This window comes from Nocardia fodinahabitans, from assembly GCF_052983615.1.
The window spans coordinates 5,571,374-5,595,278 of record NZ_JBRJJC010000001.1; the positions used below are offsets into that span (position 1 = coordinate 5,571,374).

Annotated in this window: 22 protein-coding genes, 1 tRNA gene and 1 pseudogene; 10 read left to right on the forward strand and 14 right to left on the reverse strand. The window is 68.8% G+C overall.

Features of this window, described 5'->3' with window-relative positions; translation table 11 throughout:
* Window positions 1-110 precede the first annotated feature (110 nt).
* Window positions 111-947 carry a hypothetical protein gene (locus NV348_RS26190; RefSeq protein ID WP_447149218.1) on the forward strand — a complete coding sequence of 279 codons (837 nt, stop codon included), beginning with the start codon at window positions 111-113 and terminating at the stop codon, window positions 945-947.
* 7 nt (window positions 948-954) lie between these two features.
* Here NV348_RS26190 and NV348_RS26195 read toward each other — a convergent pair whose 3' ends face one another.
* From NV348_RS26195 to NV348_RS26240, 10 genes are all read right to left on the reverse strand, one after another.
* Window positions 955-1,725 carry an ESX secretion-associated protein EspG gene (locus NV348_RS26195; RefSeq protein WP_447149219.1) on the reverse strand — a complete coding sequence of 257 codons (771 nt, stop codon included), beginning with the start codon at window positions 1,723-1,725 and terminating at the stop codon, window positions 955-957.
* Window positions 1,712-3,022, reverse strand: coding sequence for a hypothetical protein (locus NV348_RS26200; RefSeq protein WP_447149220.1), 1,311 nt, complete (start codon window positions 3,020-3,022; stop codon window positions 1,712-1,714). The genes NV348_RS26195 and NV348_RS26200 overlap by 14 nt, the downstream gene beginning before the upstream one ends.
* Window positions 3,019-3,399 (reverse strand): hypothetical protein, encoded by a 381-nt coding sequence (locus NV348_RS26205; protein ID WP_447149221.1) that lies wholly within the window; start codon window positions 3,397-3,399, stop codon window positions 3,019-3,021. Before NV348_RS26205 ends, NV348_RS26200 begins: the two co-directional genes overlap by 4 nt.
* 13 nt (window positions 3,400-3,412) lie before the next feature.
* On the reverse strand, window positions 3,413-3,994 hold the full coding sequence (locus tag NV348_RS26210) for a DUF3558 domain-containing protein (RefSeq protein WP_447149222.1): 582 nt from the start codon (window positions 3,992-3,994) through the stop codon (window positions 3,413-3,415).
* 136 nt (window positions 3,995-4,130) lie between these two features.
* The gene (locus NV348_RS26215; RefSeq protein ID WP_447149223.1) at window positions 4,131-4,610 is read right to left on the reverse strand and encodes a hypothetical protein; all 480 of its coding nucleotides are present in this window, start codon (window positions 4,608-4,610) and stop codon (window positions 4,131-4,133) included.
* 20 nt (window positions 4,611-4,630) lie between these two features.
* Window positions 4,631-6,487 (reverse strand): alpha/beta hydrolase, encoded by a 1,857-nt coding sequence (locus tag NV348_RS26220; RefSeq protein ID WP_447149224.1) that lies wholly within the window; start codon window positions 6,485-6,487, stop codon window positions 4,631-4,633.
* Window positions 6,487-6,777 (reverse strand): hypothetical protein, encoded by a 291-nt coding sequence (locus tag NV348_RS26225; RefSeq protein ID WP_447149225.1) that lies wholly within the window; start codon window positions 6,775-6,777, stop codon window positions 6,487-6,489. Before NV348_RS26225 ends, NV348_RS26220 begins: the two co-directional genes overlap by 1 nt.
* A gap of 127 nt (window positions 6,778-6,904) precedes the next feature.
* The gene (locus tag NV348_RS26230) at window positions 6,905-7,354 is read right to left on the reverse strand and encodes a Fur family transcriptional regulator (RefSeq protein ID WP_447149226.1); all 450 of its coding nucleotides are present in this window, start codon (window positions 7,352-7,354) and stop codon (window positions 6,905-6,907) included.
* A 4-nt stretch (window positions 7,355-7,358) separates the two neighbouring features.
* Window positions 7,359-7,709, reverse strand: coding sequence for an ArsR/SmtB family transcription factor (locus NV348_RS26235; RefSeq protein ID WP_355278787.1), 351 nt, complete (start codon window positions 7,707-7,709; stop codon window positions 7,359-7,361).
* 82 nt (window positions 7,710-7,791) lie between these two features.
* Window positions 7,792-8,688 carry a hypothetical protein gene (locus NV348_RS26240; RefSeq protein WP_447149227.1) on the reverse strand — a complete coding sequence of 299 codons (897 nt, stop codon included), beginning with the start codon at window positions 8,686-8,688 and terminating at the stop codon, window positions 7,792-7,794.
* A 191-nt stretch (window positions 8,689-8,879) separates the two neighbouring features.
* Between NV348_RS26240 and NV348_RS26245 the strand changes: the two genes are divergently transcribed.
* Both NV348_RS26245 and NV348_RS26250 read left to right on the forward strand, forming a co-directional pair.
* Window positions 8,880-10,280 (forward strand): glycine--tRNA ligase, encoded by a 1,401-nt coding sequence (locus tag NV348_RS26245; protein ID WP_387163000.1) that lies wholly within the window; start codon window positions 8,880-8,882, stop codon window positions 10,278-10,280.
* 127 nt (window positions 10,281-10,407) lie between these two features.
* Window positions 10,408-11,676, forward strand: a complete 1,269-nt coding sequence (locus NV348_RS26250; protein WP_447149228.1) for a phthiocerol/phthiodiolone dimycocerosyl transferase family protein — start codon at window positions 10,408-10,410, stop codon at window positions 11,674-11,676.
* Window positions 11,677-11,686: 10 nt separating this feature from the next.
* Here NV348_RS26250 and NV348_RS26255 read toward each other — a convergent pair whose 3' ends face one another.
* Complete coding sequence (locus NV348_RS26255) at window positions 11,687-12,505, reverse strand: MerR family transcriptional regulator (protein WP_447149229.1); 819 nt, start codon at window positions 12,503-12,505, stop codon at window positions 11,687-11,689.
* Between the two features lie 45 nt (window positions 12,506-12,550).
* Window positions 12,551-14,560, reverse strand: coding sequence for a TPM domain-containing protein (locus NV348_RS26260; protein ID WP_447149230.1), 2,010 nt, complete (start codon window positions 14,558-14,560; stop codon window positions 12,551-12,553).
* Between the two features lie 72 nt (window positions 14,561-14,632).
* Between NV348_RS26260 and NV348_RS26265 the strand changes: the two genes are divergently transcribed.
* The 4 genes from NV348_RS26265 (at window position 14,633) to dnaG (ending at window position 19,889) form a co-directional block, all read left to right on the forward strand.
* Window positions 14,633-15,310, forward strand: a complete 678-nt coding sequence (locus tag NV348_RS26265) for an MBL fold metallo-hydrolase (protein ID WP_447149231.1) — start codon at window positions 14,633-14,635, stop codon at window positions 15,308-15,310.
* Window positions 15,311-15,976: 666 nt separating this feature from the next.
* The gene (locus tag NV348_RS26270) at window positions 15,977-16,669 is read left to right on the forward strand and encodes a YdcF family protein (protein WP_447149232.1); all 693 of its coding nucleotides are present in this window, start codon (window positions 15,977-15,979) and stop codon (window positions 16,667-16,669) included.
* A 6-nt stretch (window positions 16,670-16,675) separates the two neighbouring features.
* The gene (locus tag NV348_RS26275) at window positions 16,676-17,929 is read left to right on the forward strand and encodes a deoxyguanosinetriphosphate triphosphohydrolase (protein WP_447149233.1); all 1,254 of its coding nucleotides are present in this window, start codon (window positions 16,676-16,678) and stop codon (window positions 17,927-17,929) included.
* Window positions 17,930-17,954: 25 nt separating this feature from the next.
* A complete protein-coding gene (gene dnaG / locus NV348_RS26280) occupies window positions 17,955-19,889 on the forward strand; it encodes a DNA primase (protein WP_447149234.1) in 1,935 nt (644 codons plus the stop codon).
* 1 nt (window position 19,890) lies between these two features.
* On the opposite strand, the gene NV348_RS26285 is transcribed toward dnaG, so the two are convergent.
* Window positions 19,891-20,136 (reverse strand): hypothetical protein, encoded by a 246-nt coding sequence (locus NV348_RS26285; protein ID WP_218721605.1) that lies wholly within the window; start codon window positions 20,134-20,136, stop codon window positions 19,891-19,893.
* 214 nt (window positions 20,137-20,350) lie between these two features.
* Between NV348_RS26285 and NV348_RS26290 the strand changes: the two genes are divergently transcribed.
* The 3 genes and pseudogenes from NV348_RS26290 to NV348_RS26300 all read left to right on the forward strand — a co-directional run.
* Window positions 20,351-20,423, forward strand: a tRNA-Asn gene (locus NV348_RS26290).
* Between the two features lie 361 nt (window positions 20,424-20,784).
* Entirely contained in the window at window positions 20,785-21,993 is a 1,209-nt protein-coding gene (locus NV348_RS26295; RefSeq protein ID WP_447149235.1) for an FAD-dependent oxidoreductase, read from the forward strand.
* Window positions 21,994-22,039: 46 nt separating this feature from the next.
* Window positions 22,040-22,901: pseudogene (locus tag NV348_RS26300) on the forward strand (IS5 family transposase); the annotation flags it as partial.
* Between the two features lie 18 nt (window positions 22,902-22,919).
* On the opposite strand, the gene NV348_RS26305 reads toward NV348_RS26300, so the two are convergent.
* Window positions 22,920-23,858, reverse strand: a complete 939-nt coding sequence (locus NV348_RS26305; RefSeq protein ID WP_447149236.1) for a hypothetical protein — start codon at window positions 23,856-23,858, stop codon at window positions 22,920-22,922.
* Between the last annotated feature and the right edge of the window lie 47 nt (window positions 23,859-23,905).

Sequence of the window (23,905 nt, forward strand, 5' to 3'; positions counted from 1 at the left end):
GAATTCTAGCGCGCTGCGGCTTCGCCCCAGAAGGGTCTCGTTCGCCTCGATAGCATCGGTGTGAGCGACGGTTGGTGTCGCGATGGCCGTTTCTGATCGGAGGAATCAACGTGGACGGTCTGGCGGTGGCACCGCGCGAGACGCGGATGTCTGGACGTGGGATGGGGCTGCTCGCGGTGGCGGGTGTGCTGCTCGGGGTCGCGTTCGTCTCGGTGCCGGGGCTGGTGGCGGGGTGGGGATCCGACGGGATCGGGGACGAGGGGGAGCTGCGTGGTGCGTTGCGGGTGGCGTTCGTCGGGTACTGGAGTTCCGGGGAGGGGGAGTTCTCTCCAGCGCTGAATGATGTTGTGGACTATTGGTTTCGGTACCACATGGTCAAGGCGTTGATCGCGGTTGTGCTCCTGGTGGTGCTGGCAGTGCTGGCCTCGGCGTTGTGGAAAGTCGTTGGGAGGGAAGGAGATTCGGGATGGTGGCGTCGGGTGGCGCTCGGGACGGTCGGCGCGGGTGTCACGCTGTTCGCGCTGCTCGCGTTGTTGGCGGTGATGGCGAACGTGCAAGGCGCGGTGGCGCCTTACGCATCGGTGTTGCCGATGCTGTTCGACGAAGCGGTGGGGCCGGAACTGGCGGGAACGGTGGCGGACGTCGGTCGGCAGTTGGCCGCGTCGGGTTCGTCGCCCGCGCTCGAGGTGATGATCGGTGACTTCACGCGCTATCACGTGGCGATGGTGGTGATCGCGTCCGTGGTGGCGGTGGGCTTTGCGGTCGCGACCGTGGTGCTGTGGAAGCGACGTGCGGGAAAGTCGTCGGGGGAGCAGGCGGTCCTCGCGGGGCTCGGGCTGCTCGCGATGGGGCTGGCCGTGGTGTTCGCCGTTGTCGCGGTGGCGAATACGACGACGGTCCTGGAACCGGTGCCCGCGCTACAGGCACTGTTCGACGGCGGGTGGTGAGGAGCGCTCAGGCGAGGCGCTCGTCGGGTTCGCCGAATTCCTGGTGGTAGCGCTGGGCCCGGGCGAGCATGCGACGGATGCCGGCGATCATGCGGTCGGTGGGGAGGGGTTCGGCGATGATGGGGTCGCCGGTCTTGACGTAGTAGCGGCCGTCGTCGTAGTCCATCCACCAGAAGGTGCGGCCGGGGCTGGGGCGGGCGTCGACGGCGGGCCCGGAGAAGGCGGAGATCTCGCCGAAGGCACGGCGCTCGCGGCGGAAGATGCGATTGAGCTGGTCGGCGGAACTGAGCTGGCCCGCGCGGTACTCGAAGTGTTCCTCCTCGGCGGCGAGTTGTTCGCGGCGCACTTCCACCGGGGGCTTGGTGCCCGGTTTCGCGCGGGGCAGCGCCGCGACCGCGAGGGCGGCGACCTGATCGGCGGTGCAGTAGGTCATCACGACGTCGCCGCCGATGTCCTCGGCGGGGCCACGTGCCTGCGTCAGGGTCGCGCCCGCCCGGCCGCGGATCGCGCCGTGGAACCGCAGGACGTTCGAGTCATCCTGTCCGACATAGCCTTTGGACTCGACCCGGGCGTCCGGCTCGAGCAGGACGGCCAGGGCCTGTTCGACCGCGGGATCGTACTTGCCGAGCAGATTCCCGACCGCCGCCTCCCGATGCCGCTTCAGCTCGTCGAAGTCCGCGATGTCGGTGCGGTACTGCAATGGGTAGGGGAGCCGGTCACGGCCGTACCCCGACCACAGGATCTCGAACTCGATGCCGGTGAATTCAGCCCGCTGCACTGTCGCTGTCTCCGCCGATCACCGGGGGCACGGTCCGGAGTCCGTCCGTGCCGATGAGTAGTTCGCCGTTCTCCTGGGTGATCAGGTAGTCGGGGATGCCCTTGGTCCGTTCGTCGTCGGACCCGCCGCGCCCCGCGCCCGGTGCCCCCATCCCGCCCATGCCCGCCGCACCGCGGGCGCCGGTCGCCGCACCCGCTCGACTCGCCGCGGCGGCCGCGGCGGCGGGGGACTGGCTGCCGGGCGCGCTGCGGCCCGGTGCCGGTGTCGAGGGGGACCCGCCGCCCGGTGCACCGCCCGAACCTCGCCCGGTGCCGGTGGGGCGACCCGTTCCCGGTGTGGTCGTGCCCGGGGTTGCCGTACCAGGGGCGGTCGTCGTGCCGGGCGTGGTCGGACTCGGGGTGGTCGAGCTCGGCGAGGTGGACTGGGGGGTGGTGCTCTGCGGTGTCGTCGACCCGGTGTCGGTGGACGACGGTGTGGTCGACGACGAGGTGCCGGTGTCCTCGGTGGACGTGCCGTCGTCCGGCGTCTCCGGTGAGCCGCCGTCGGTGGTCGAACCACCGGCCGTGTTCTGGCCCTGTGCCCCACCGGTATTCGAGCCGCCGTTGCCGCCCGTCACGCCGGTGTCACCGGTCCCGCTGGTGATCGTCGGTGCCGACGGCAGGAAGGGGACGCCGTTGTCGGTCTGGACCGCCACCGGGCCGTAGACCGTGCGCAGGATCCGGCGGCCCTCGTCCTCGGCTTCCTTTTGGTTGTGCTCGTCGACCTTCATCACCCCGTCACCGGGCAAGGTCTTGCCGGTGACGGACTCCCGCGAGGTCAAACCCGGCATGAGCGCCTGGGTCTCCTCGATCCCGGTCCGCATCTCGGACAGCTTCAGGCTGATCGCCGTCGCCGCCTGGGACAACGGGATCGACTGTTCCGCATAGTTGTTCACCGCGGTGACGGCCGCCGACGCCGCGGCACCCGTCCATCCGCTGTGACCGTTCGCGCCGGTGACCGTGCGGGCGAACTCCTGATTGAACTTGTAGAACGTGCCCATCAGGTTCATCCCGATGTTCGCCCACGCCGTCACCGCGTCGTCGACGAGCTTCGGCTTCATCGCCGCCACCGCCGCCTGCATCTGCGCGAGCGACATGCTGTCGTAGCTGTCGGGCGTGGTGATGTGCGGGGGTTGGGTATCGCCGCCGAAGATCGTGGAGTAGTTGCCCTGCTGCTGCCGGTTGTAGATGCCGGTGCGCTCCTGGTTCCACTGCTCCTGCGCGGCGATGACTCTGCTCTTGTATTCGTCGTAGGTCACGTCGGTTCTCCTGTCGCGGAGATTTCGGTGGCGAGGGTGCCGTCCTGGGCGATGAAGTTGGCGATCGCCTTGGCGACAACCTCTTTCGCGGTCTGCACGGCCGCGATGTGTTGCTTGAGTACTTCATCGAGCGCGCGGTCACCTCCGGAGGCAGTGAGAGAGAACTTCCGTTCCAACGCCTTACCGGAATTGAAGTCTCCGAAGCCGGAGATCGCGCCGACGATCGCTACTTGCTCGAATACTTCTTCCAGCCGGTCCAGATGGTCGTCGCAGACGCGGTCCAGATCCTTGCCGATCTCGGGGTCGAGCGCGAGTTGACCAGCCTCTGCTTGGACCAACAGCTGGTTCCACTGCGCAGGGTCAACGTTGAAGTGCATGGTCGACCACCTCTCAAGCAGTAGGAAGGTTCTGAACCAGGCCCGAACTCAGCCGGCGAGCTTCTGAGCACGGAGCCAGCGGGTTGTCTGCACTGACCCGATTCTGGAATCTGAACATCACAGACCCGTTCGGTACCTCGACAGCAACGAAGCACGACAGGTCATGGGACGCGCCGGACTGTCGGAATTCGAGTGCCGAATGCGAGCCGACGGTCAACGACTCCCACTCCGAGAAGTCGCTGCGTGCACGCGATTCGGCCAGAGTGTGCTCCGACGATAGGACCGCGAGGCTGTACTGCTTGCCGGGGTCCATCCAGCTGCAGACCTTCCACCCCGTGAAGTCGACACCTGCGACATCCTTCTTCTTGCTGCCGACGTTCAGCCCCACCCCACTGATCGCCGAGTCCGGCAGCGAACACGGATCCCACACCTTCGCCTCGGCATCCACCGAGGTCGGGCTCGCCGCCACGCTCACCCCGCTCGTCGTCGGCGAGGCCGTCCCACTCTCACCGCCCCCGCAGCCGGCGACAACCAGCCCGATGGCGGTGACGCCGAGGGCCTTCCATACATGGCGTCCCACTGTCATCTCGACCATCCCCTCCTGGTGTAGACAGCTGTGCTCTCGTCGCGAGCGGTCACGGCTGTGCAGAGTCTAATCCGAACCCGGATCTCGTCGCCGAGTCGTCCGATGACGCCTGGCGCGGTGTCCGGCCGCCGAGCTGGTCGACCCGTCACTCCGCGGCGCACGGGGAGGTGGAAGCCATGATGAACCGCACTTCCTCGTCGTTCTTGCCGACACGCATCCGGGACGAGGCCACCGAGAACCCGCGAGAGTCCCGGTAGTACCTGTTCACCGAGTCTGCGGAGGGATTCTGGCTGGGCACGAGGGTGAAGCCGCGGGCGGTCATCGCCTCGAGATTCGCCATGGCATGGTCGATGAATTCCGGCGAGGGATCGACCACCTCCCGCTCGTATCTCGGGCGCCAAGGCGGACCTTCACCGCTGATGGAGGTCATGCTGGATCGGCAGCCTGTGCGCACGCTGACCGTCTCCGGGTCGACCGACAGCGGTGCCGGCCAGATGAGCTCGAAATTGTCCGCGACGATCGGCTTGGCCGTGGCGACGGTCAGGCCGGTCCCCTTCAGGACGTCGTCGTTCGTGGGGCCCTGCTCTTCCAGAATCGTGCAACCGGAGAGGACCACCACCGCCATAGCCAGAAGTGCAGCGGCCTTCATCGGATCCCGATCTGCGCGCCGGTGTCGGGATTGTCGGTGACTCGTGGTCTGGCGTAGGGGTCGATATCGATGCCGAGCACGGCGGCTGCTTGTTCAGCAGCGGCGGCCTTGGCGGCATCGAGGGACTCCTTGGCACCGTTTCCGTTGTCGCCCAGGCCGATATCCACATAGGGGGTCTCGACCCCGCGTTCGACATAGGCGGTCGCCGACGATCCCTCGATGACACCGACGATGTTGCGGAACGCGGTCGAGCCGGGATCGTCCCAGTACCGGCCGTGCCCGTCGGTTCCGAAAACGACTACGGGAGCATCGTCGCTCGATCCGCGGCTGTAGTACCCGGTATCGAGCCGGATGACCCCGGGAGCCTCATCCGGATCCCCGCCCAGCGCCTCGGATGCGTGTGGATTGCCAGGAAGGTGGATGCCTCCCGGAATGGTCAGTCCCCCTTCGGGATACGACTGCACCACCCCGATGAGATCGCCCGGCGCCGTCATCGAATACCGCTGCACGTCGGGGTTCGGATTGTTCCAGCCGGTGTCGAACACGCCGGTACCCGCGGACGAGGCGTGCAGGACCCGATCCGCGCGCAGACCGAGCTGCTCGGCGGAGCCGACGATCGAGCCGCCGTAGGAGTGGCCGACATAGGTCACCGGGGTGCCCGGGGTACTCGCGGCCACCTCACGGTCGATCTCGTGCCCGAATTCGACCAGGTTCGGCGCCATGTCGGCGGCGAACCGGGGGCTCGGCGCGCCATCGGAGAGGCTGGTCAGGCTCTGCGGGAAATCACCTTCCATATAGAGGAAGACGGGGCTGTCGGTCTGGTCGGCGAGATTCCACGCGGCGACGTGGTTGGAGCCGGAACCGTTGAGGTTGGTGGAGGTGCCGGGCACGTACACGCCGGCACCGGGCGAGCCCGCCTTCATCGAGCCCAGCATCTCGATCATCCGCCCGTTGCCCTCGGTGCTGAACATGACGAACTTGCGGTCCACCATGTCGAGCCTGGGCGTCGCGTTGTCGCCGGTCGCGGCGGCGGCCGCGGTGAGCGTGCCGGTGCCCTCGGGGTTCGGGATCGGCGCGAGCATCGCCTCCAGCTGCTTGACCCGGGACTCGTCGGGATCCGGCTTCGCCCGCTCCTTCGTCAGCGCGTTGCGGATGTTGATCTCGTTGGCCTCGATCCGCATGGCGAACGGGACGCCGTTGAGATTGCCGAGCTTCTCGGGTGCGGCGATCACCAGCTGACGCTGCGCTTCCGGGCTCAGGCCGGCCAGGAAGGTGGCCCGCTCGTCCGCCGACATCGCGGCCAGCTGGATCGCCACGGCATCGGGGTCACGGACGGTGCCGTCGGCGAGGGTGATGTCGGGCTGGCCGTCGCGGATCGCGGTCAGATCGGCCAGCGATTCCTTCAGACGGGTACCGAACTGGCTGTCCAGACGCTCGATCTCGTCGAGGCCGCCGAACAGGTTCAGCTGGAAGACACCCGCGGCGCCCTCCTTCTCGGGATCGGTGTGGGAGACCCGGCCGTCGGGTTCGACCTGGAAGCCCTGGCCGACGGCGAGCGTCCGCTGATCGAGGACGTAGGTGCGCGCGTGCTGCAGGCCCTGGAACGCGTCTTCGGCGTCGTCGGCGATCCGCAGCAGCACGGTGCGCACCTCGTAGCCGTGGTCGACCTCCTCGTCGATCCGCCGGCCCGCCGCATCCCTGGTCCGGCCGTGCCAGCTGCCCGCCGTCGAGACCGCGCGCGAGCAGTCGTCGACCGAGGTGGACACGACATCGGCATTGGCGCGGGCGGCCTCGGCGGCGCGGTGCAGGCCGTCGAGATTCCAGCCGTCGAGCTGGGGGATGGTCGGGCGCATCAGCGCGAACCCAGCTTCCCGATCTCGTCCGCGATCTCGGCATCCTCGGCCTGGATGTCGGCGGAGAACTTGTCGATCAGGCTGGCCAGGGTGGTGTATCTGGTCGAGATCGACGACATCGCCAGCTGGGCGGGATCGGCCAGGCCGCGGACGGTGGCTAGGACGTCACTGCCGTCGCCGGTGGCCTCGCTCATGGCGGTCCAGGCGAGCTTGCCGACCTCGTCGGCCTCCTGCCGCCACGTCGTCGCCAGCGCTGTCAGTTGATCGGGTTCGACACCGAGTGTGCTCACGATTGCCCCCTCCTTCGGCGCCGAGGCGGCCACAGGCCGTCGGTACCACCGTGCGGATCGGTCTCTTCGTGAAGGTTGGACGGGGCTGTCGAACCGAGGGTTCCATTATGTGACGTGAGTCACAAAGCTAGACCGTCGCGGTCTCGTCCTTCTGTGCGCGGGCGCGCGCGTCGACGCAGTCGCGGCAGGTGCCGAAGATCTCCAGGGTGTGGCTGACCTCGGTGAAGCCGTGTTCGCCGGCGATGGTCGCGGCCCACGCCTCGACCGTCGGCCCCTCGACCTCGACGGTGCGGCCGCAGTGGCGGCAGACCAGGTGATGGTGGTGCCCGCTCGAGCACTGGCGGTAGACCGACTCGCCGGAGTCGGTGCGCAGCACGTCGACCATGCCCGCGTCGGCCAGTGACTGCAGGGTGCGGTAGACGGTGGTCAGGCCGATGCCTTCGCCGCGCTTGCGGAGCTCGTCGTGCAGTTCCTGGGCGGAACGGAATTCGTCGATATCGCTGAGCAATGCCGAGATCGCGCTGCGCTGGCGGGTGCTGCGGATTCCGACCTGCTTGCCGGAGGGATTGTCTGCCAACGGATTACCCTTCCTCGGCGTGGGCGACGGCGTCGACGACGATGTGTGCGAGGTGGTCGTCGACGAGTTCGTAGAGCACCTCGCGACCCGAGCGTTCGCCGTGGACGACGCCCGCCGACTTGAGGATGCGCAGGTGCTGACTGACCAGCGGCTGGGTGACCCCGAGGGCGTCGACCAGCTCGTGCACGCAGCGCGGCGACTCGCGCAGCTGCAGCACGATCGCGATCCGCACCGGGGCGGCCAGCGCGCGCAGCAGCTCACCCGCGTCCTCGAGCACCTGGCGCGCGGGCACCGTGGCGGGGGCGGGGGAGTGATACGGGCTGTGCGCGTGTGCGGCCGTGGCATCGGTGGTCATCAACCAACTCCTTAATGGAAACCGATGCCATTTTGACATGCAAAAGTGCGCATGTCGAACGTGGCGCGCTGAGCTGGGGCGATCAGCAGTTGCTGTGCTCGTTCAGCGGCGCGTTCGGATCGAAGTACGCCTCCACCGGCTGACTGCTGGGGCCCGTGGCCAGGCCGGTGTCGCTGTAGCCCGGCGCGAGGAAGCCCTTGCGGACCATCGCGCAATTGGCGCCGAAGGTGAACCCCCGCGTCGCGCCGAGGTGCAGGCCCTGGGACTGCTCGACGTAGCGCGAGTCCTCGACCCACTCGTAGTCGACCTCCCAGCGGTCGACGGCCACGATATCGAGCGGGTCGTCGAGCTGGGCCACGTCCCAGGCCTCGAAAGCGTAGGCGACGAGGTAGTTGGTGCCGATCACCAGTTCGCCGTCGTCGCCGATGCGCGGCGTCATCGTGCCGATCACCCGGGGCGTCGCGGACAGCAACGAGTAGCCCTCGGCGATCTTGGCCGAGAGCCACCAGGTCTCGGCCTCGTTGCCCGGCCGGATCAGCTCGCGCGCGCTGGTGGCCTGCTGCGCCGACAGCAGGGCGAGAACGGGCTCCGCGTCATGGGATTCGAGCACATGCCGGTTCAGCCGGGCGGCGATGATGACCTGCCGCACCCGCTCCATGACCGCGGCCACCTGCTCGGCGGGGTACCGGCCCACCTGGGTCGCCGCGGCGGCGACGACCCCGGCCTCGCCCTCGGCCCAGCCGGCCGCCGGTGTGTTCTGGAACGGACGCGCCGGATCGATCGCGGCGCGTTCGGGGCGGGTGGGCACTGCCGGGAACTGGACGGACGCGGGTTCCATTCGCAGCAAGATCAGGGTCACGGCGACCAGCAGCGTCGAGACCAGCGCCAGGACGGCGGTACCGGCCGCCCGTTTCGACCGTGGGCGGGGCAGGCGACGCGCGGCCGCGGCATCGATGGGATCGGATGGCGGCTGATGCATGACGAACCCCCCGGTTCGAACTCGACTGTCTCCATTGAAGAACATCGGCGGACGGCACCGCCACCGGTTGCCCGAGAATGTGGGCGAACCCGTTGCCGAGCGGCCGTCGCGGCGCTACTTCGCCCGTGCGGTGCACAACCGGTTGGCCGGTGCCGATACGCTTGTCGGCATACTTGTCCGACTCCCAAGGGATGGAGAAATCTCGCGTGGCACCCAAGTCGAAGGTGGACACCGTTGCCAACCTCGCCAAGCGCCGGGGTCTGGTTTACCCGTGCGGTGAGATCTACGGAGGCACCAAGTCGGCGTGGGACTACGGTCCGCTGGGCGTCGAACTGAAGGAGAACATCAAGCGGCAGTGGTGGCGCACCATGGTCACCAGCCGCGACGATGTCGTCGGTCTGGACTCCTCGGTGATCCTGCCGCGCCAGGTCTGGGAGGCCTCCGGCCACGTCGAGACCTTCTCCGATCCGCTGGTCGAGTCGCTGCACACGCACAAGCGCTACCGCGCCGACCACCTGCTCGAGGCGTACGAGGAGAAGCACGGCCACCCGCCGGCCAACGGCCTGGCCGACATCAACGATCCCGAGACCGGCCAGCCCGGCAAGTGGACCGAGCCGAAGAACTTCTCCGGCCTGCTCAAGACCTTCCTCGGCCCGGTCGACGACGAAGAGGGCCTGCACTACCTGCGCCCCGAGACCGCGCAGGGCATCTTCGTCAACTACAAGAACGTCGAGACCACCGCGCGCAAGAAGCCGCCGTTCGGCATCGCCCAGATCGGCAAGAGCTTCCGCAACGAGATCACCCCCGGCAACTTCATCTTCCGGACCCGCGAGTTCGAGCAGATGGAGATGGAGTTCTTCGTCAAGCCCGGTGAAGACGCCGAGTGGCACAAGTACTGGATCGACACCCGCCTGGCCTGGTACACCGACCTCGGTATCGATCCCGACAACCTGCGCCTCTACGACCACCCCAAGGAAAAGCTGTCGCACTACTCGGCCGGCACCACCGACATCGAGTACCGCTTCCGCTTCCAGGGCAGCGAGTGGGGCGAGCTCGAGGGCATCGCCAACCGCACCGACTACGACCTGCGGACCCACTCGGAGCACTCGGGCACCGACCTGAGCTACTTCGACCAGGCCTCCGGTGAGCGCTACATCCCGTACGTCATCGAGCCCGCAGCCGGTCTGACCCGCTCGCTGATGGCGTTCCTGGTCGACGCCTACACCGTCGACCAGGTGCCCACCGCCAAGGGCACCACCGAGGAGCGGATCAGCCTGCGGCTGGACCCGCGCCTGTCGCCGGTCAAGGCCGCGGTGCTGCCGCTGTCGCGCAACGCCGACCTGACGCCCAAGGCCAAGGACCTCGCCGCGCAGCTGCGCAAGCACTGGAACGTCGACTTCGACGACGCCGGTGCCATCGGCCGCCGCTACCGTCGTCAGGATGAGATCGGCACCCCGTTCTGCATCACCGTCGACTTCGACACCCTCGACGATCAGGCCGTGACGATCCGCGAGCGCGACTCGATGGCGCAGGAGCGTATCGCCCTGGACAAGGTGGAGTCCTACCTCGCCACCCGCCTCCTCGGCGCCTGACACCGGACCGACGGGAGCCCGCATCGCCACGCGCGATGCGGGCTTCTCGCGTTCCGGGGCGTGCAGGTGATCACAGTGCGTACCCGGCGGTTTGCGTCGGTAGGCCGCGTGCCGCACTCTTTCCGTTGTGCTGTGGGAACCGGAAGACGTGCTGCGGGGGCTCGACCCGTCCGAACAACGATTCGTTCGGCACGCCACCTTCACCGGACGCTCGGTAACCCTGCGCGGTGAACTCGACGCGGTCGCCCTCGGCGCGGCCTTCGCGGCCTTGCAGCACGCCTTCCCGATCCTGGTCTGCCGGATCGTCGAGGACGACGAGGAGAACGGAATCCTGTTGCGTCCCGGGCACATCGAGCCCGTCGGCGCGTGGGTGAGTTTCGGCGAGCCCGACGAGGTCAGGATTCCCACCGAGTCGATGGACCCGGCCGCGCAGCTGGGGTACCTGGATGTGGTGCTGGCCGAAGAGGATCGGGCCAGGGTCACCCTGTTCGTGCACCACAGCGTCGCCGACGCCGGGCACTGCGTGGAACTGTTCGCGCGGCTGTGGGGGTACTACACCGATCATGTGGAGACCGGGTCGATCGCGGCCGGGCCGCGGGAGTATCCGGTGTCGGTGGAGTCGCTGCTGACGCGGCGGGGGACCGAGCGCGGACCGCGGTCGGGGCTGGAGACCGTCACCCGGCCGCTGGTGGTCGCCGACGCGGTGGGGGTCGTCGAGCCGTCGCCGCCCGCCACTCCCGCGCTGGCCAGGCCCGCGCGGATCCAGCTCGACCCCACCGAGACCGCGCGGGTGCTCGAGCTGGCGCGCACGCACGCGGTGAGCGTGAACGGGCTGGTCACCGCGGCGGTGCTGCGCGCGTTCGCGTCGGTCTACGACGTGACGCAGGTCGGCTGCGTCTACCCGGTCGACCTGCGCAGGCGGCTCGACCCGCCGATCGCGGCGGCCGCGGGCACGAACATCTCCGGCCTCGCCGCCTTCACCACGAAGGTCGCCGACACCGACGACATCGTCGCCCTGGCCCGCCGGATCGGCACCGGCCTGCACGACGACTTGGCCAGTGGCGTGATCGAACAGTCGGTGCTGCACTTCCCCGACTTCTTCGGCCCCACCCGCGTGCACTCGACGGCCGGGCACATCGCGCTCACCAATACCGGGCCGGTGCCCGTCTTCCGCGCACCGGCGGGGCTGATCCTCGACGACTACGAGATCGTCTACCTGTCCGCGCATCCGCGACCGTCGACCGGTGCCTCGGCGGCGGTCACGTTCCTGGTCTACACCTACTTGGGCAGACTGACCATCGGCAGGCTAGGCGGCGGCGTGCGGGCCACCGAGCTGCTGTCCGCGGTGGCCGCCGAGCTCACCTGGCGCGCCGATCACGAGGCCGCGACCGCCTGAGGCCGACCGATCAGCGGGGCGCGAGCGGCTCCTGCAACTCGGTGACCCAGCCCGCGGGATCGGGCGTCCAGGCCAGGGTGACCTCGCGGACCGGCGCCGCGGTGCGATAGCCGTTGTCCTCCACCCAGCGGCCCAATGCTTGCCACGCCGTGCCGATCTCGGCTACATCGCCGTGATAGACGGTCGTCGCCACCGTCGTCAGCGCGGGCAGGTCGACGATCGAGAACCCCGGCGCCGCCTCGGGTTCCACCGCCACCGGGATGCAGGCGTGCACCCCGACGGTGCCGTCCTCGCGCGCGTCGTAGTAGGCGATCGCCGGTCCCGCGATCGCGATGTTCGCCTGAGCCAGCCGATCGGCGAGATCGCTGAACAGCGGCTGGATCACCGGACTGATCGCTTGCGGTTCGAAACCGGCCGCCGATCCGGTCGATTCGGCCACCCGTACGGCGGCGACCGGCTTGAGCACCACTTCTTGATCGGGCATGACGCCCTCCTTCTCGATGATTCGGAGTCTCGCCTCGACGTCGGTCAACCGGGCGTGGTCGGCAGCGATCCGCTGCTCCAGCTCCGCCCTGCGCAAGGTGAGCATGCCGCGCAGTTCCTCCGCGGCAGGCCCCGGATCGAGCATCCGGCCCACCTGTTCCAGCGTGAAGCCGAGGTCCTTGAGCGCGACGAGTCGGTTGAGCCGGGCCAGCTGCGCGGCCGTGTAGAACCGGTAACCGGTGGCCGGATCGACCCGAGCGGGCCGCAACAATCCCACGGCGTCGTAGTGGCGCAGCATGCGCACCGACACCTGACCGTGTCTGGCGAAATCTCCGATACTGAACATGACGCCTTCCGGTGTACGGCCTCACACGGTGAGAGGGTCAAGCGCTCAGAATCGGCCACCCCGGCTGACCCGGCGGGAACCGGACGATCCGCCGAAGGAACCCGGCCGGTACCCGCCGCCGAAACCGCCGCCACCGCGCCGGGTCGCCCCGCCGATCGAGCCGCGCAGGAACCCGTCGAGCAGGATGCCGCCGAGCACCGCCCCGGCCTGTGAGCTGCCCGCCACCGGCTGCCGCGACTCCCACGCGCGCACGCTCGCCTGCGCCTGCTCCAGCGCCCGTCCACCCAGTTCGGCGGCGGTCTGCGCGCTGACCAGCGCGCGATCCGGTGCGGTGGCGGCGAGCCGGCGGGCCTCGTCGAGATGGCGCTGGGCCTCCGAGAGCCGGGTCCGCGCCTCGGCGTCGACGCCGCCGCGCCGGGTGGTGATGAACGAGGACGCGGCGTCGATGCGGGCGGCCGCGTCGGTGAGGGTCCGATCGAGTCGGCGCCGCAGATCCTCTACGGCGAGTTTGCGATCCGTGGCCGCCGCGATGGCCCGGTCCAGTTCGGCGTCGGCGGTCACGGCGTTGTGGAAGGCGCCGAGCGGATCGGACTCGGCGCCGGTGGCGGCGGTGTTCAGCGTGCTGGTGGCCGTGCCGGCGGCGGTGGCCAGGTCGGGACCGCCGTATTCGGTCAGGGCCGCCGCGGCGGCCAGGTCGGCGCGGAGTTCGTCGAGGGCGGCGGGCAGTCCGTCGCGGGCCTGCTGGATGTTCGTCGCGGCCCGGTCCACCGCGTCGAGCAGGGTGCGAGCCTGGCCGATCGCGCCCTCGGCCGCGCGGATCGCCGCGACCGCGCCGCCCTGCTGCCCGACCGGCCGGGTCAGCGCGGCGCGCGCGGTGTCGATGTTCTGCTCGGCGAAGGTCATCCGTTCCGCCGCCATCCGCACGTTGTCGTGGATCGGTGCCAGCACCGAGGCCGGGTAGGCCGAATTCAGCCGGGCCAGTTCGGCTTCGGACGCCGGTGTGCGCGCGGTCAGGTCGACGATGTCGCGGGTCAGTCCGTCCAGCCGGGCCGGTGCGTCGATGAGCAGGTCGCGCATGGCGTCGAAATCGGTCACCTGGGCGTCGAGTTCGCGGTCGGCCTTGCCGGCGGTGGAGAGCAGGTCGACCAGCATGGCGCGCTGCTGGTCCGGGGTCTCCGGGACGGCGTCGTCGAGCTGCTGGCGGATCGTGAACGCCTTCGCGGTGGCGGCGCGGGCGGCATTGAGCGCGGTGCGGAACGGGGTCACCGCGGTCTCGCCGAATTCGCTGGTGGCCAGGGCCAATTCCTCGGTGCTGGTGCGCACGGCGTCGTCGATCTCGACGAGCCGTTCGCGCGAGAGCGCGTGCAGGGTCGGCAGCGACAGCTTCGCCAGCGCACCCGAATCCGCCGGGTCGAGCTCGCGGGCGGTGCTCAGCTCGGCCCGGTCCCTGTCGCGACGGCGCTTGCGGGAGAACAGGATCAGACCGCCCGCCCCGACGACGACCACCAGCCCGATACCGACCAGCCATCCCCACGGCACGCCGGCGCCGCGCATCGCCGACCCGATGCCGTCGGCGGTGTCGACCCCGGCCTGCGCCCATTTGCGTTCTCGCAGATCGGGTTCCACCGTGCCCGCGAGCAGCGCGTCCAGCTCTCCGTCGCTGACGCCGTCGGGCAGGATGCCGTCGAGCCAGTAGCCGCGATCGTCCACGGCGACGGCGAGCAGCAGATCGCGGTCGGAGAATCCGGAGAGTTCGGTGGTCCGCGCGGCCCACTCGCGCGGCGCCATCCCGGCGAAGTTCCGCACGTAGATCACCCACAGCTTGACCTGGTGCTCCCGGTAGAGCCGATCGACGGCCTCGAGCACCCTGTCCTCGTCGGCGCCGCTGAGCACCTCGGCGGCGTCGACCACCTGTGGTCCCATCCGCGAGGGCGGCTCGGCGCTCGCGCTCGGCGCGCACAGCAGGCTCAGCGCGGCGAACACCGCGCAGAGCAGACCGGCCGTGGCGCGCGCCGGAACCGATCGTGGGGCCGAACTCTTCCTCGACTGCCGCATGCGTCGAATCTATCGGGCGCACGCCGACCACGCGGGTACGACGGCGCGCAGCGTGGCTTCTACGATCGGCGCATGGTCACAGTCGATCGCCTCTACACCGGACATGTCACCGCGAGTGGGGTCGCCCAGCAGCGGGATGTGCCCGGCGCCCGCATCGTGAAGATGTCCGTCGGCCCGATGGACAACAACACCTACCTCGTGCAGAGCACGGCCACCGGCGCCGCGATCCTGATCGACGCGGCCAACGACGCCACCCGCATCCTCGAGCTGACCGGCCAGGAAACCCCGGGCCAGATCGAGTTGATCGTCACCACCCATCAGCACCCCGACCATTGGCAGGCGCTGTCCGAAGTCACCGGCGCACTCGGCGTCGCGACCGCGGCCCACCCCCTCGACGCCGGGACCCTGCCGGTCCGGCCCGACCGCCTGCTCGCCGACGGCGACTCGGTCCAGGTCGGCGATGTCGTCCTCGAAGTGATCCACCTGCGCGGCCACACCCCCGGCTCCATCGCGCTGGCGCTGATCGACGGCGCGGGCCGCGCCCACCTGTTCACCGGCGACTCCCTGTTTCCCGGGGGCGTGGGCAAAACGCACAGCCCGGCCGACTTCGCCACCCTCCTCGACGACGTCACCACCAAACTGTTCGACCGCTATCCCGACGACACCGTCGTCTACCCCGGCCACGGCGACGACACCACCCTCGCCGCCGAGCGCCCCCACCTCGCCGAGTGGCGCGAACGGGGCTGGTGAGCTCGACCGGACAGAAGGAACGGCACCTGGCCCGGGCCATGATGCCGTTCCTCCGACGGTTCTGACGCCGCCGACTCCTGACGGTGCTCTACACCGCCGACCCGATGCCGACAACGGGCGTTGCGAGCGGGAGGGGCAGTGGATCAGACTGCCGGCCTGCCGACAACGCCTCGGCCAGCAGGAGGTCATGCGACTTCCAGATCGAGATCGTGGGGGTCGCGCGGAGATCTCTGAGGGCAACCTCCTTCGAGGAGCCGTTGTGACAAAAAACTCGGGTTCGCGCAACAGAGGGATGCTTGTGGAACCTGTTCACTCCCTGCCCAGGGGACCGGGAGATGCCGCCCGCCAGGCGGACGACCGGTGGGAGGGCTACCCGGTTGACCAGACCGCCCAACTCGGTGTCCTGGTGTCGTCGCAGGGCACCATTCCCAGTACACGCCCCTGACCAGGCAATTGTCGAGTGGTTGGACTACTCGAATCGGTCCGCGCCCGCTTTCCCGGCCGCGGCGGAGTCCGTGTGCCGCGAAGGCTGGTCCGCTCGATGGTCCACCTCGCCGCGCGGATCATCTGGGCGGACGAGCCCGCCGTCAGTAGTTCACCGGACCGGAATCCGGCGGTGACCGCTGGCATGATCGGTCGTCGGTCCGACCTGGCACACTGATCAGGATGAAATCGGGTTTCCCGCGAACGGCCGCACCTGCCCCGGATGCTCGGCGCCCGCATGGGCTCGCGTCGTCGGTCTCGCTGTGGATCGGCCGGATTATCGCGGGGGCGGTGCTGATGGGTGTGGTGCTCGTCGCCGGAACGGCCTTCCGGGTGTGGCAGGTCGCCCGGATCGACGACTACACCAAGGCCGACGCGATCGTGGTGCTCGGCGCCGCGCAGTACTCGGGCACACCCTCGTCGGTGTTCGAGGCGCGGCTGTACCAGGCGTGGCGGCTCTACGAAGCCGGCGTCGCGCCCAGGGTGATCACCGTCGGCGGCAAACAGGAGGGCGACCTCTACACCGAGGCCGCCTCGGGCAAGCGCTACCTCGAGGACAAAGGCGTCCCCAGCGCGGACATCCTCGCGGTGGAAACCGGATCGGACACCCTGCGCAGCGTCGAAGCGGTGTCGACCGCGATGCAGGCGCGGGGGATGTCATCGGCCGTACTCGTCAGCGATCCGTGGCATTCACTGCGGACCAGGACGATGGCTCGTGACGCCGGACTGGACGCGTGGACCGCGCCGACCCGCACCGGACCGGCGGTCTACACCAGGGAATCGCAGTTCCACGGCATCGCCCGCGAAACCGGCGCGCTGCTCTGGTACCAGCTCACCCATTTCTCGGCAGATTTCTCTTACACGGCGGGACAGTGAGATTCGATGACCGACAGCTACATCCCGCACGACCGGGAACGGATGGTCCACGAGCCGGGCAAGACCGCCTGGCCGGGCGCCGCCGACAAGGGGCACCGCAGTGAGTTCTCCCGCGACCGCGCCCGCGTGCTGCATTCGGCGGCGCTGCGCCGCCTCGCCGACAAGACCCAGGTCATGGGCCCGCGCGAGGGCGACACCCCGCGCACCCGGCTCACCCATTCGCTCGAGGTCGCCCAGATCGGCCGCAGCATCGCCGACGGTGTCGGCGCCGACCCCGACCTCGTCGACCTGGCCGGTCTCGCCCACGACATCGGCCACCCGCCCTACGGGCACAACGGCGAACGCGCCCTCGACGAATTCGCCGACGAATACGGCGGTTTCGAAGGCAACGCGCAGAACCTGCGCATCCTGACCCGCCTCGAACCGAAGGTGCTCGACCCGGCCGGGGAGAGCGCGGGCCTCAACCTGACCCGCGCCGCCCTCGACGCGACCCTCAAATACCCGTGGGGCAGAAGCGGTTCCGGCACCAAGTTCGGCGCCTACGAGGACGACCTCGAGCGCCTGGCCTGGATCCGCAAGGACGCGCCGGATCGCAAGCAGAGCCTGGAATGCCAGATCATGGACTGGTCCGACGACGTCGCCTACTCGGTGCACGACGTGGAGGACGGCGTGATCGTCGGCCGGATCGACCTGCGCGCCCTGGCCGACCCCAGCGAACAGGCCGCCCTCGCCGAGCAGGGTCACGGCCAGCACCCCGACCAGTCGATCGACGCGCTCGCCGCCGCCGCCCAGCGCCTGTCCGAACTCGACGTGGTGGCCGACGCGGTGGACTACGACGGCACCTTCGCCGCCTCGGTGGCGTTGAAGCGGCTCACCAGCGAGCTGGTCGGCCGGTTCGCGACGGCCGCGATCGCCGCCACCCACGAGCGGTACGGGCCGGGTCCGCTGCTGCGCTACGAGGCCGATCTGATCGTGCCGCCGATCGTGGCCGCCGAGGTGGCTGTCCTCAAGACCGTCGCGCTGCGCTACGTGCGCTCCGACCGCGGCCACCTGGCCCGCCAGCAGACCCAGCGCGAGCGGGTGCAGGCCGTCGCCGACCGTCTGCTCACCACCGCGCCCGCCCACCTGGACGACCAGATGCTGCCCTGGTGGAACGCCGCCACCGACGACACCGCCCGGGTGCGCGTGGTGATCGATCAGATCGCCTCCTACACCGAGAGCCGCTTCGAGCGCGTCGCCGCCTCGCTGGACTGCCGCTGATCCGACCCGACTAGACTCACTCATCGTGGCCGGACGAATCCCAGATCGCGATATCGCGGCGATCCGTGACCGGGTCCGGATCGAAGACGTCGTCGGTGAGTACGTGGCGCTCAAGCGCGCGGGCGCCGACTCGATCAAGGGCCTGTGCCCCTTCCACGACGAGAAGTCGCCGTCGTTCCACGTGCGGCCCAACCACGGCCTGTTCCACTGCTTCGGCTGTGGTGAGGGCGGAGACGTCTACAAGTTCCTGCAGCAGATCGAGCACATCGGCTTCGTCGAGGCCGTCGAGCAGATGGCCGACCGCATCGGCTACCAGATCAACTACGAGGGCGGCGGCACCTCGGTCCAGCGCGACCGCGGCACCCGCTCCCGGCTGGTCGCCGCCAATGCCGCCGCACACGAGTTCTATGTGGCGCAGCTGCGCGAACCCGAGGCCGAGGCCGCGCGCAAGTACCTGACCGACCGCAACTTCGACGGCGCCGCCGCCCAGCAGTTCGGCTGCGGCTACGCGCCGGGCGGCTGGGACGTGCTCACCAAGCACCTGCTGCGCAAGGGTTTCGAGTTCAAGGAGCTGGAAGCGGCCGGGCTGTCCAAGCAGGGCAAGCGCGGCCCGATCGACCGGTTCCATCGTCGGCTGCTCTGGCCGATCCGCAACCTCGGTGGCGAGGTGATCGGGTTCGGCGCGCGCAAGCTCTTCGACGACGACACCATGCCCGGCAAGTACGTGAACACGCCGGAGACGTTGCTGTACAAGAAGTCCCAGGTGCTCTTCGGGCTCGACCACGCCAAGCGCGAGATATCCAAGGGCCACCAGGCCGTCGTCGTCGAGGGCTACACCGACGTGATGGCCATGCACCTGGCCGGGGTGAAGACCGCCGTCGCCTCCTGCGGCACCGCCTTCGGCGAGGAGCACCTCCAGGTGCTGCGCAGGCTGCTGATGGACGACAACTTCTGGCGCGGCGAGATCATCTACACCTTCGACGGTGACGCCGCGGGCCAGGCCGCCGCCTTGAAGGCGTTCAGCGGCGATCAGCGACTCGCCGGCCAGACCTACATCGCCGTCGCCCCCGACGGCCAGGACCCCTGCGAACTGCGCCAGCACTCCGGCGACGCCGCCGTCCGCGACCTGGTCGCGCGCCGAACCCCGCTCTACGAGTTCGTGATTCGCGGTCTGCTCGCCGAACACAACCTCGACGATGTCGAGGGCCGCGTCGAGGCGTTGCGCCGCACCGTGCCCGTGGTGGCCCAGATCAAGGACAACGCGACCCGCAAGGGCTACGCGACCAAGCTGGCGGGCTGGGTCGGCTGGGACGACATCCAGCTCGTCGTCCGTCGTGTCGGCGAGGAAGCCAAGAAGAACCGGATGGGCGGCGCCGTCGGCCCGGGCGGCAAGCAGGCGGGCAAGGCGGGCGCCGAACAGATTTCCGCGCCGCGGGTCGAGGAGAACTCGGTGCGCCCGGCGCCCAACGATCCGGTGCTGCTCGCCCAGCGCCAAACCCTCAGCGCCGCACTGCAATACCCCGGCATCGCGGGCGTGGTGTTCGACTCCATCGACACCGCCGCGTTCACGCACCCGGCCTACGTGGCCCTGCGCATCATGATCGCGCAGGCCGGTGGCACGGCGGCCGGGCTCGGCGGCGCGGAGTGGGTCGCGGCCGTGGCCGACCACACCGACGATCTGATGACCCGCGCGCTGGTCTCCGAGCTCGCCAACGAGCAACTGCCGGTGCGATCGCAGAACGACATCCCGCGCTTCATCACCGGCGTGCTGGCGCGCACCCAGGAAGCCTGGGTCGGCCGTCAGATCGCCGAGCTGAAGTCGAAGCTGCAGCGGCTGTCGGCCAGCGAAGAGCCCGACACCTACATGACCCTGTTCGGCGACCTGGTCGCGCTCGAGCAGTACCGCAAGAGCCTCGCCGCCCAGGCGATGGGCAGCGAAGGCTACGCGGCGGGCGCCTGAGTCAGCGGCGCAGCTGGTTGTGCGGGATCAGCACCGTGGTGCGCTCGTCGATCGGCTCCATCGGCTCCAGCTTCGGCTGGGTGCTCAACTTGTCCGACAGCTTCTGCCGGCTCACCGACACCAGCTTCCTCGTCACCGGGCTCCCCGCGACGGCCCGCGTCGCCGCACTGATCTGCTCGTAGCGCGCGCGCCCGGCCTTGGTGCCCAGCACATAACCGGCCGCTACGCCGATGATCAACCGCAGCATCTCCTGGAGCTCCTCCCACGTCTGTGTGCGGGCTCCATCCTGCCCCAGCGGCCCCACCCCTGTCGATCCGGCCACCGTTCGTCAGCACATCGTTATACGCCGCATGTCCGCAGGTAGCAGCCCGATTTGGGAACCTGCGATGCCATGCGCTAAAGTTTCATCTCGGTCAGCCCGCCAAGGCAGACCGCCTGAGTCTAACGGTTCAGGAGAGTATTCCCCTATAGCTCAATTGGCAGAGCAGCCGACTGTTAATCGGCAGGTTTCTGGTTCGAGTCCAGATGGGGGAGCACAACCACCAGGTCAGGCACGGTCACCGTGCCTGACCTGTTTTGGTTTGCGGGCTGCGACCAAAATACGCCAAGACTTCCGGCCCGAAATTCCTGGGCGGTGTCAACCCGACTGGCGACGCGGGTCACTCGTTCCAACGCGATCCGCCCGGCCGGAGTCATCTGCCCCAGCGGCAGATTCGTCGCTCTGAATTCACCCGATTCGACTCCTCGCGGCTGCGCCTGATCGACGAAACCGGCCGGCAGCGAACCCTGCGTCAACTAGTGGTTGACGATACGCCGACCGTCAACTACTAGTTGACGCACGGCGAGAGTTCGTGAGTGGTGCTCGCCGACAGCAACATCGAACCGAGGAGTCGCAATGGAAGCCTTCGAAAGCGCTGCGCGCCGGCAAGCCGAGTCATCGGGCAGGCGGGCGACGGTCGTCGGCGCGGGGATCGCCGGGTTGGCGGCCGCGTTGCGATTGCGACAGCAGGGATGGGACGTCGTCGTGGTCGAACGCGCGCCCAGTCGCCGCAGTAGCGGCTACCTGGTGAACCTGCACGGACCCGGATATGCCGCTGCCGAGCGGCTCGGGCTGCTGCCGGCGTTGACCCCGCGCGATATCGGTTCCTTCACCTCGATCCTCGTTCACGCCGACGGCCGGGAGAAACTCAGGATTCCCGCCGCTGTCACCGAGGCTGCTGTCGGGGACCGGGCCTTGAGCTTGTTCCGCGGCGATGTGGAGTCAGCACTGTACGACGCCGTCGCCGAGTTCGCCGATATCCGTTTCGGCACCACGGTGCGGGCCATTGCCCAGACCCCCGGCGAGGTCGAAGTCACCCTCAGCGACGACACCCACCTCCGCACCGACCTCCTGGTCGGCGCGGACGGTGTGCACTCCCGGGTTCGAGAGCTCGTATTCGGTGCCGAGTCCGAGTATTTCGTGGATCTGGGCCATATGGTCGGCGCATTTCCGCTGGAAACTTCTCCCGCCGATATGCCCGACGGTGTCGGCACCACGTATATCGGTCCCGGACGCACGGCCGCGGTGATGAACCTGGGACCGGAAAGGTCCTCGGCGTTCTTCGCCTACCGCTGCCTCGACCCGGACACCGAACTCGCTCTCGGCGCCGCACCCGCCCTCACCGGAGCGTTCGGGGATCTCGGCGGCGGTGTCGCCGACGCACTCCGTCAGCTCGACGCCGAGCCCGGCACCGCCTACTTCGATTCGGTCGGCCAGATCGTGATGGACCGCTGGAGCCAGGGCCGAGTCGTCCTGCTCGGCGACGCGGCCTGGTGCGTAACGGTATTCGCCGGTTACGGCGCCGCCCTCGCCCTCGACGGTGCCGACCAGCTCGGCACCGCGCTGGCGGCACACGGCGACGACATTCCCGCCGCCCTCGACGCCTGGGAGACGACGTTGCGGCCGGAGGTGAACAAGCGACAGGCATTGGCGCGGAGGGGAATCAGCCGATTCGCCCCGCCGTCACGCACACATGTGTGGGCGGGCGAACTGATGCTCCGCGCAATCCAGCTCCCCGGCATCCGCAGCCTGGTCCGACGCTCCATCCAACGCGCCAACAACTAGGGCGTGTCTGACAAAGGTTGGGGGTGCTTGCTGAGACGCTCGACGGGTGTCGCGGTTTGAAGTGCTTTCGGACGCTCAGTGGTCGCTGATCGAGGGGATGCTGCCGCGTCCCACGGGCCGACCCGGTCGGAGGTTCTCCGATGCGCGGCTGATGGTCGAGGCGATCATCTACCGGTACCGCACTGGGATCCCCTGGCGTGATCTGCCTGAGGCGTTCGGGCCGTGGCAGACGGTGTGGACGTGGCATCACCGGATGGCGACGGACGGCACCTGGGACGAGGTGCTCGCCAGAGTCACTGCTGCAGCGGACGCGGCCGGGGCGATCGGCTGGTCGTTGTCGGTCGACTCCACGATCGTCCGCGCGCATCAGCACGCCACGAACGCGACCCGCCTCACAGGGGGCTGGATCGAATTACACGAATCCGCGGGAAGAGCCGCCTGATCATGGCATCGGCCGCTCCCGCGGCGGCTTGTCCACGAAGATCCACCAACTCGTCGACGGCAACGGACTACCGCTGGTCACGCTGATCACCTCAGGGCAGGCGGGCGACTCGCCGATGTTCCTGCCACTGATGGCGCAACTGCGCGTCGGCCGCGACAAGGGTCGGCCACGAACCCGCCCGGACGCGGTGCGCGGCGACAAGGCGTACTCATCTCGAGCGATCCGCGGTCACCTCCGCTCTCGCGGCATCAAGGCCGTGATCCCCGAACCCGACGACCAGAAAGGACACCGGAAACGGCGAGGATCACGCGGCGGAAGACCCGTCGGACTCGACGCCGCCGACTACAAGAACCGAAACGTGATCGAACGCCGCTACTGCCACATCAAACAATGGCGCGGACTCGCTACCAGATACGACAAGCATGCAGTCATCTACCGCACCGCGGTCGTCCTCAACGCCGTCGTCGCCTGGACAAAGGCGTTGTCAGCAACAGCCCTTTCCTTCGTTGAGGCGCACGACGAGGGTGAGTCGGCCGGCTGGCGTCCACGCGCCGACAGCGACGTTTCCCGAACTCAGATGCGTGAGGCTCTCGATCTCTCCCTCGTCGCCGAAGTCGATCGGCAGTGCGATGCGTTCGGACGAGTCGAAGTTCTCGTCGGTGACGATCAACGCGTCCTCGGTCGCGTACACGGCGGCTCGGTCGTCGTTGATCCAGCACCCGGCGAGCCCGAAACCGTACGCGGCGTCGATATCACTCGCGTCGAGCCGTGAGATCTCCTTCAGATCCGGCCACGACAGCATCCGTATGGTCTCCGGATCGCTCGGATACGGGGTGACAAGCAGCCTCGCGCCCGACGGACTGAAGCCCGCGATCACTGGATCATCTCCTGCGAGGATCTCGGTCAGATGTAGGCGCGATCCCTCGACATCGACGCGAAACGCGAGAACGCCATCCTGCCCCATGGCGAGCTCAAGAATCGCCGTGTCTTCAGCAGGATGCGGATACAGGAAGGCGCGAGCATCGTCGGCGTCGATCGCCTGGTCGTCGAGGATCGCCCCGGTCGCGGAATCGAACGCGAGCAGCCGGTGCCTCTCGCCGTCCGGGACAGCGACGACAAGTAGACCGCCTAGGAGCGCAGCCGCGTCGGCGGCTATTCCGGGCGCCGTGACCACTTCCTCTCCGGCGATGACGAGCCCGCCGGCGGAGGCGAGTACGACCAGATCGAGGCTGGATGCCGCAAGGACGCAGACGTCATCCTCCAGAGGGAGCTCTCGCTGCGAGTTCTCGGCGAGTCTGTCGTCGAGAAGCCGCACTGCACCGTCTCGCCACAGCGCGAAATTTCGACGCCCGCCCGCCTCGCCGGCAAAAACGAGACCCGACATCGGGTCCAGGACGTCGATCACGTCAGCGGAAATGAGCATGCGATCACTGTATCGAGCACGGGCGGTCATCGATTGGACCAAGACTT

Coding starts and splice junctions, on each gene's coding strand:
- NV348_RS26210 (WP_447149222.1), bottom strand. CDS start 3,994: ATGGTCGAGATGACAGTGGGACGCCATGTATGGAAGGCCCTCGGCGTC.
- NV348_RS26295 (WP_447149235.1), top strand. CDS start 20,785: ATGGAAGCCTTCGAAAGCGCTGCGCGCCGGCAAGCCGAGTCATCGGGC.
- NV348_RS26255 (WP_447149229.1), bottom strand. CDS start 12,505: ATGTTCAGTATCGGAGATTTCGCCAGACACGGTCAGGTGTCGGTGCGC.
- NV348_RS26265 (WP_447149231.1), top strand. CDS start 14,633: ATGGTCACAGTCGATCGCCTCTACACCGGACATGTCACCGCGAGTGGG.
- NV348_RS26275 (WP_447149233.1), top strand. CDS start 16,676: ATGACCGACAGCTACATCCCGCACGACCGGGAACGGATGGTCCACGAG.
- NV348_RS26260 (WP_447149230.1), bottom strand. CDS start 14,560: ATGCGGCAGTCGAGGAAGAGTTCGGCCCCACGATCGGTTCCGGCGCGC.
- NV348_RS26220 (WP_447149224.1), bottom strand. CDS start 6,487: ATGCGCCCGACCATCCCCCAGCTCGACGGCTGGAATCTCGACGGCCTG.
- NV348_RS26240 (WP_447149227.1), bottom strand. CDS start 8,688: ATGCATCAGCCGCCATCCGATCCCATCGATGCCGCGGCCGCGCGTCGC.
- NV348_RS26215 (WP_447149223.1), bottom strand. CDS start 4,610: ATGGCGGTGGTGGTCCTCTCCGGTTGCACGATTCTGGAAGAGCAGGGC.
- NV348_RS26305 (WP_447149236.1), bottom strand. CDS start 23,858: ATGCTCATTTCCGCTGACGTGATCGACGTCCTGGACCCGATGTCGGGT.
- NV348_RS26285 (WP_218721605.1), bottom strand. CDS start 20,136: ATGCTGCGGTTGATCATCGGCGTAGCGGCCGGTTATGTGCTGGGCACC.
- NV348_RS26205 (WP_447149221.1), bottom strand. CDS start 3,399: ATGCACTTCAACGTTGACCCTGCGCAGTGGAACCAGCTGTTGGTCCAA.
- NV348_RS26270 (WP_447149232.1), top strand. CDS start 15,977: ATGAAATCGGGTTTCCCGCGAACGGCCGCACCTGCCCCGGATGCTCGG.
- NV348_RS26235 (WP_355278787.1), bottom strand. CDS start 7,709: ATGACCACCGATGCCACGGCCGCACACGCGCACAGCCCGTATCACTCC.
- NV348_RS26245 (WP_387163000.1), top strand. CDS start 8,880: ATGGAGAAATCTCGCGTGGCACCCAAGTCGAAGGTGGACACCGTTGCC.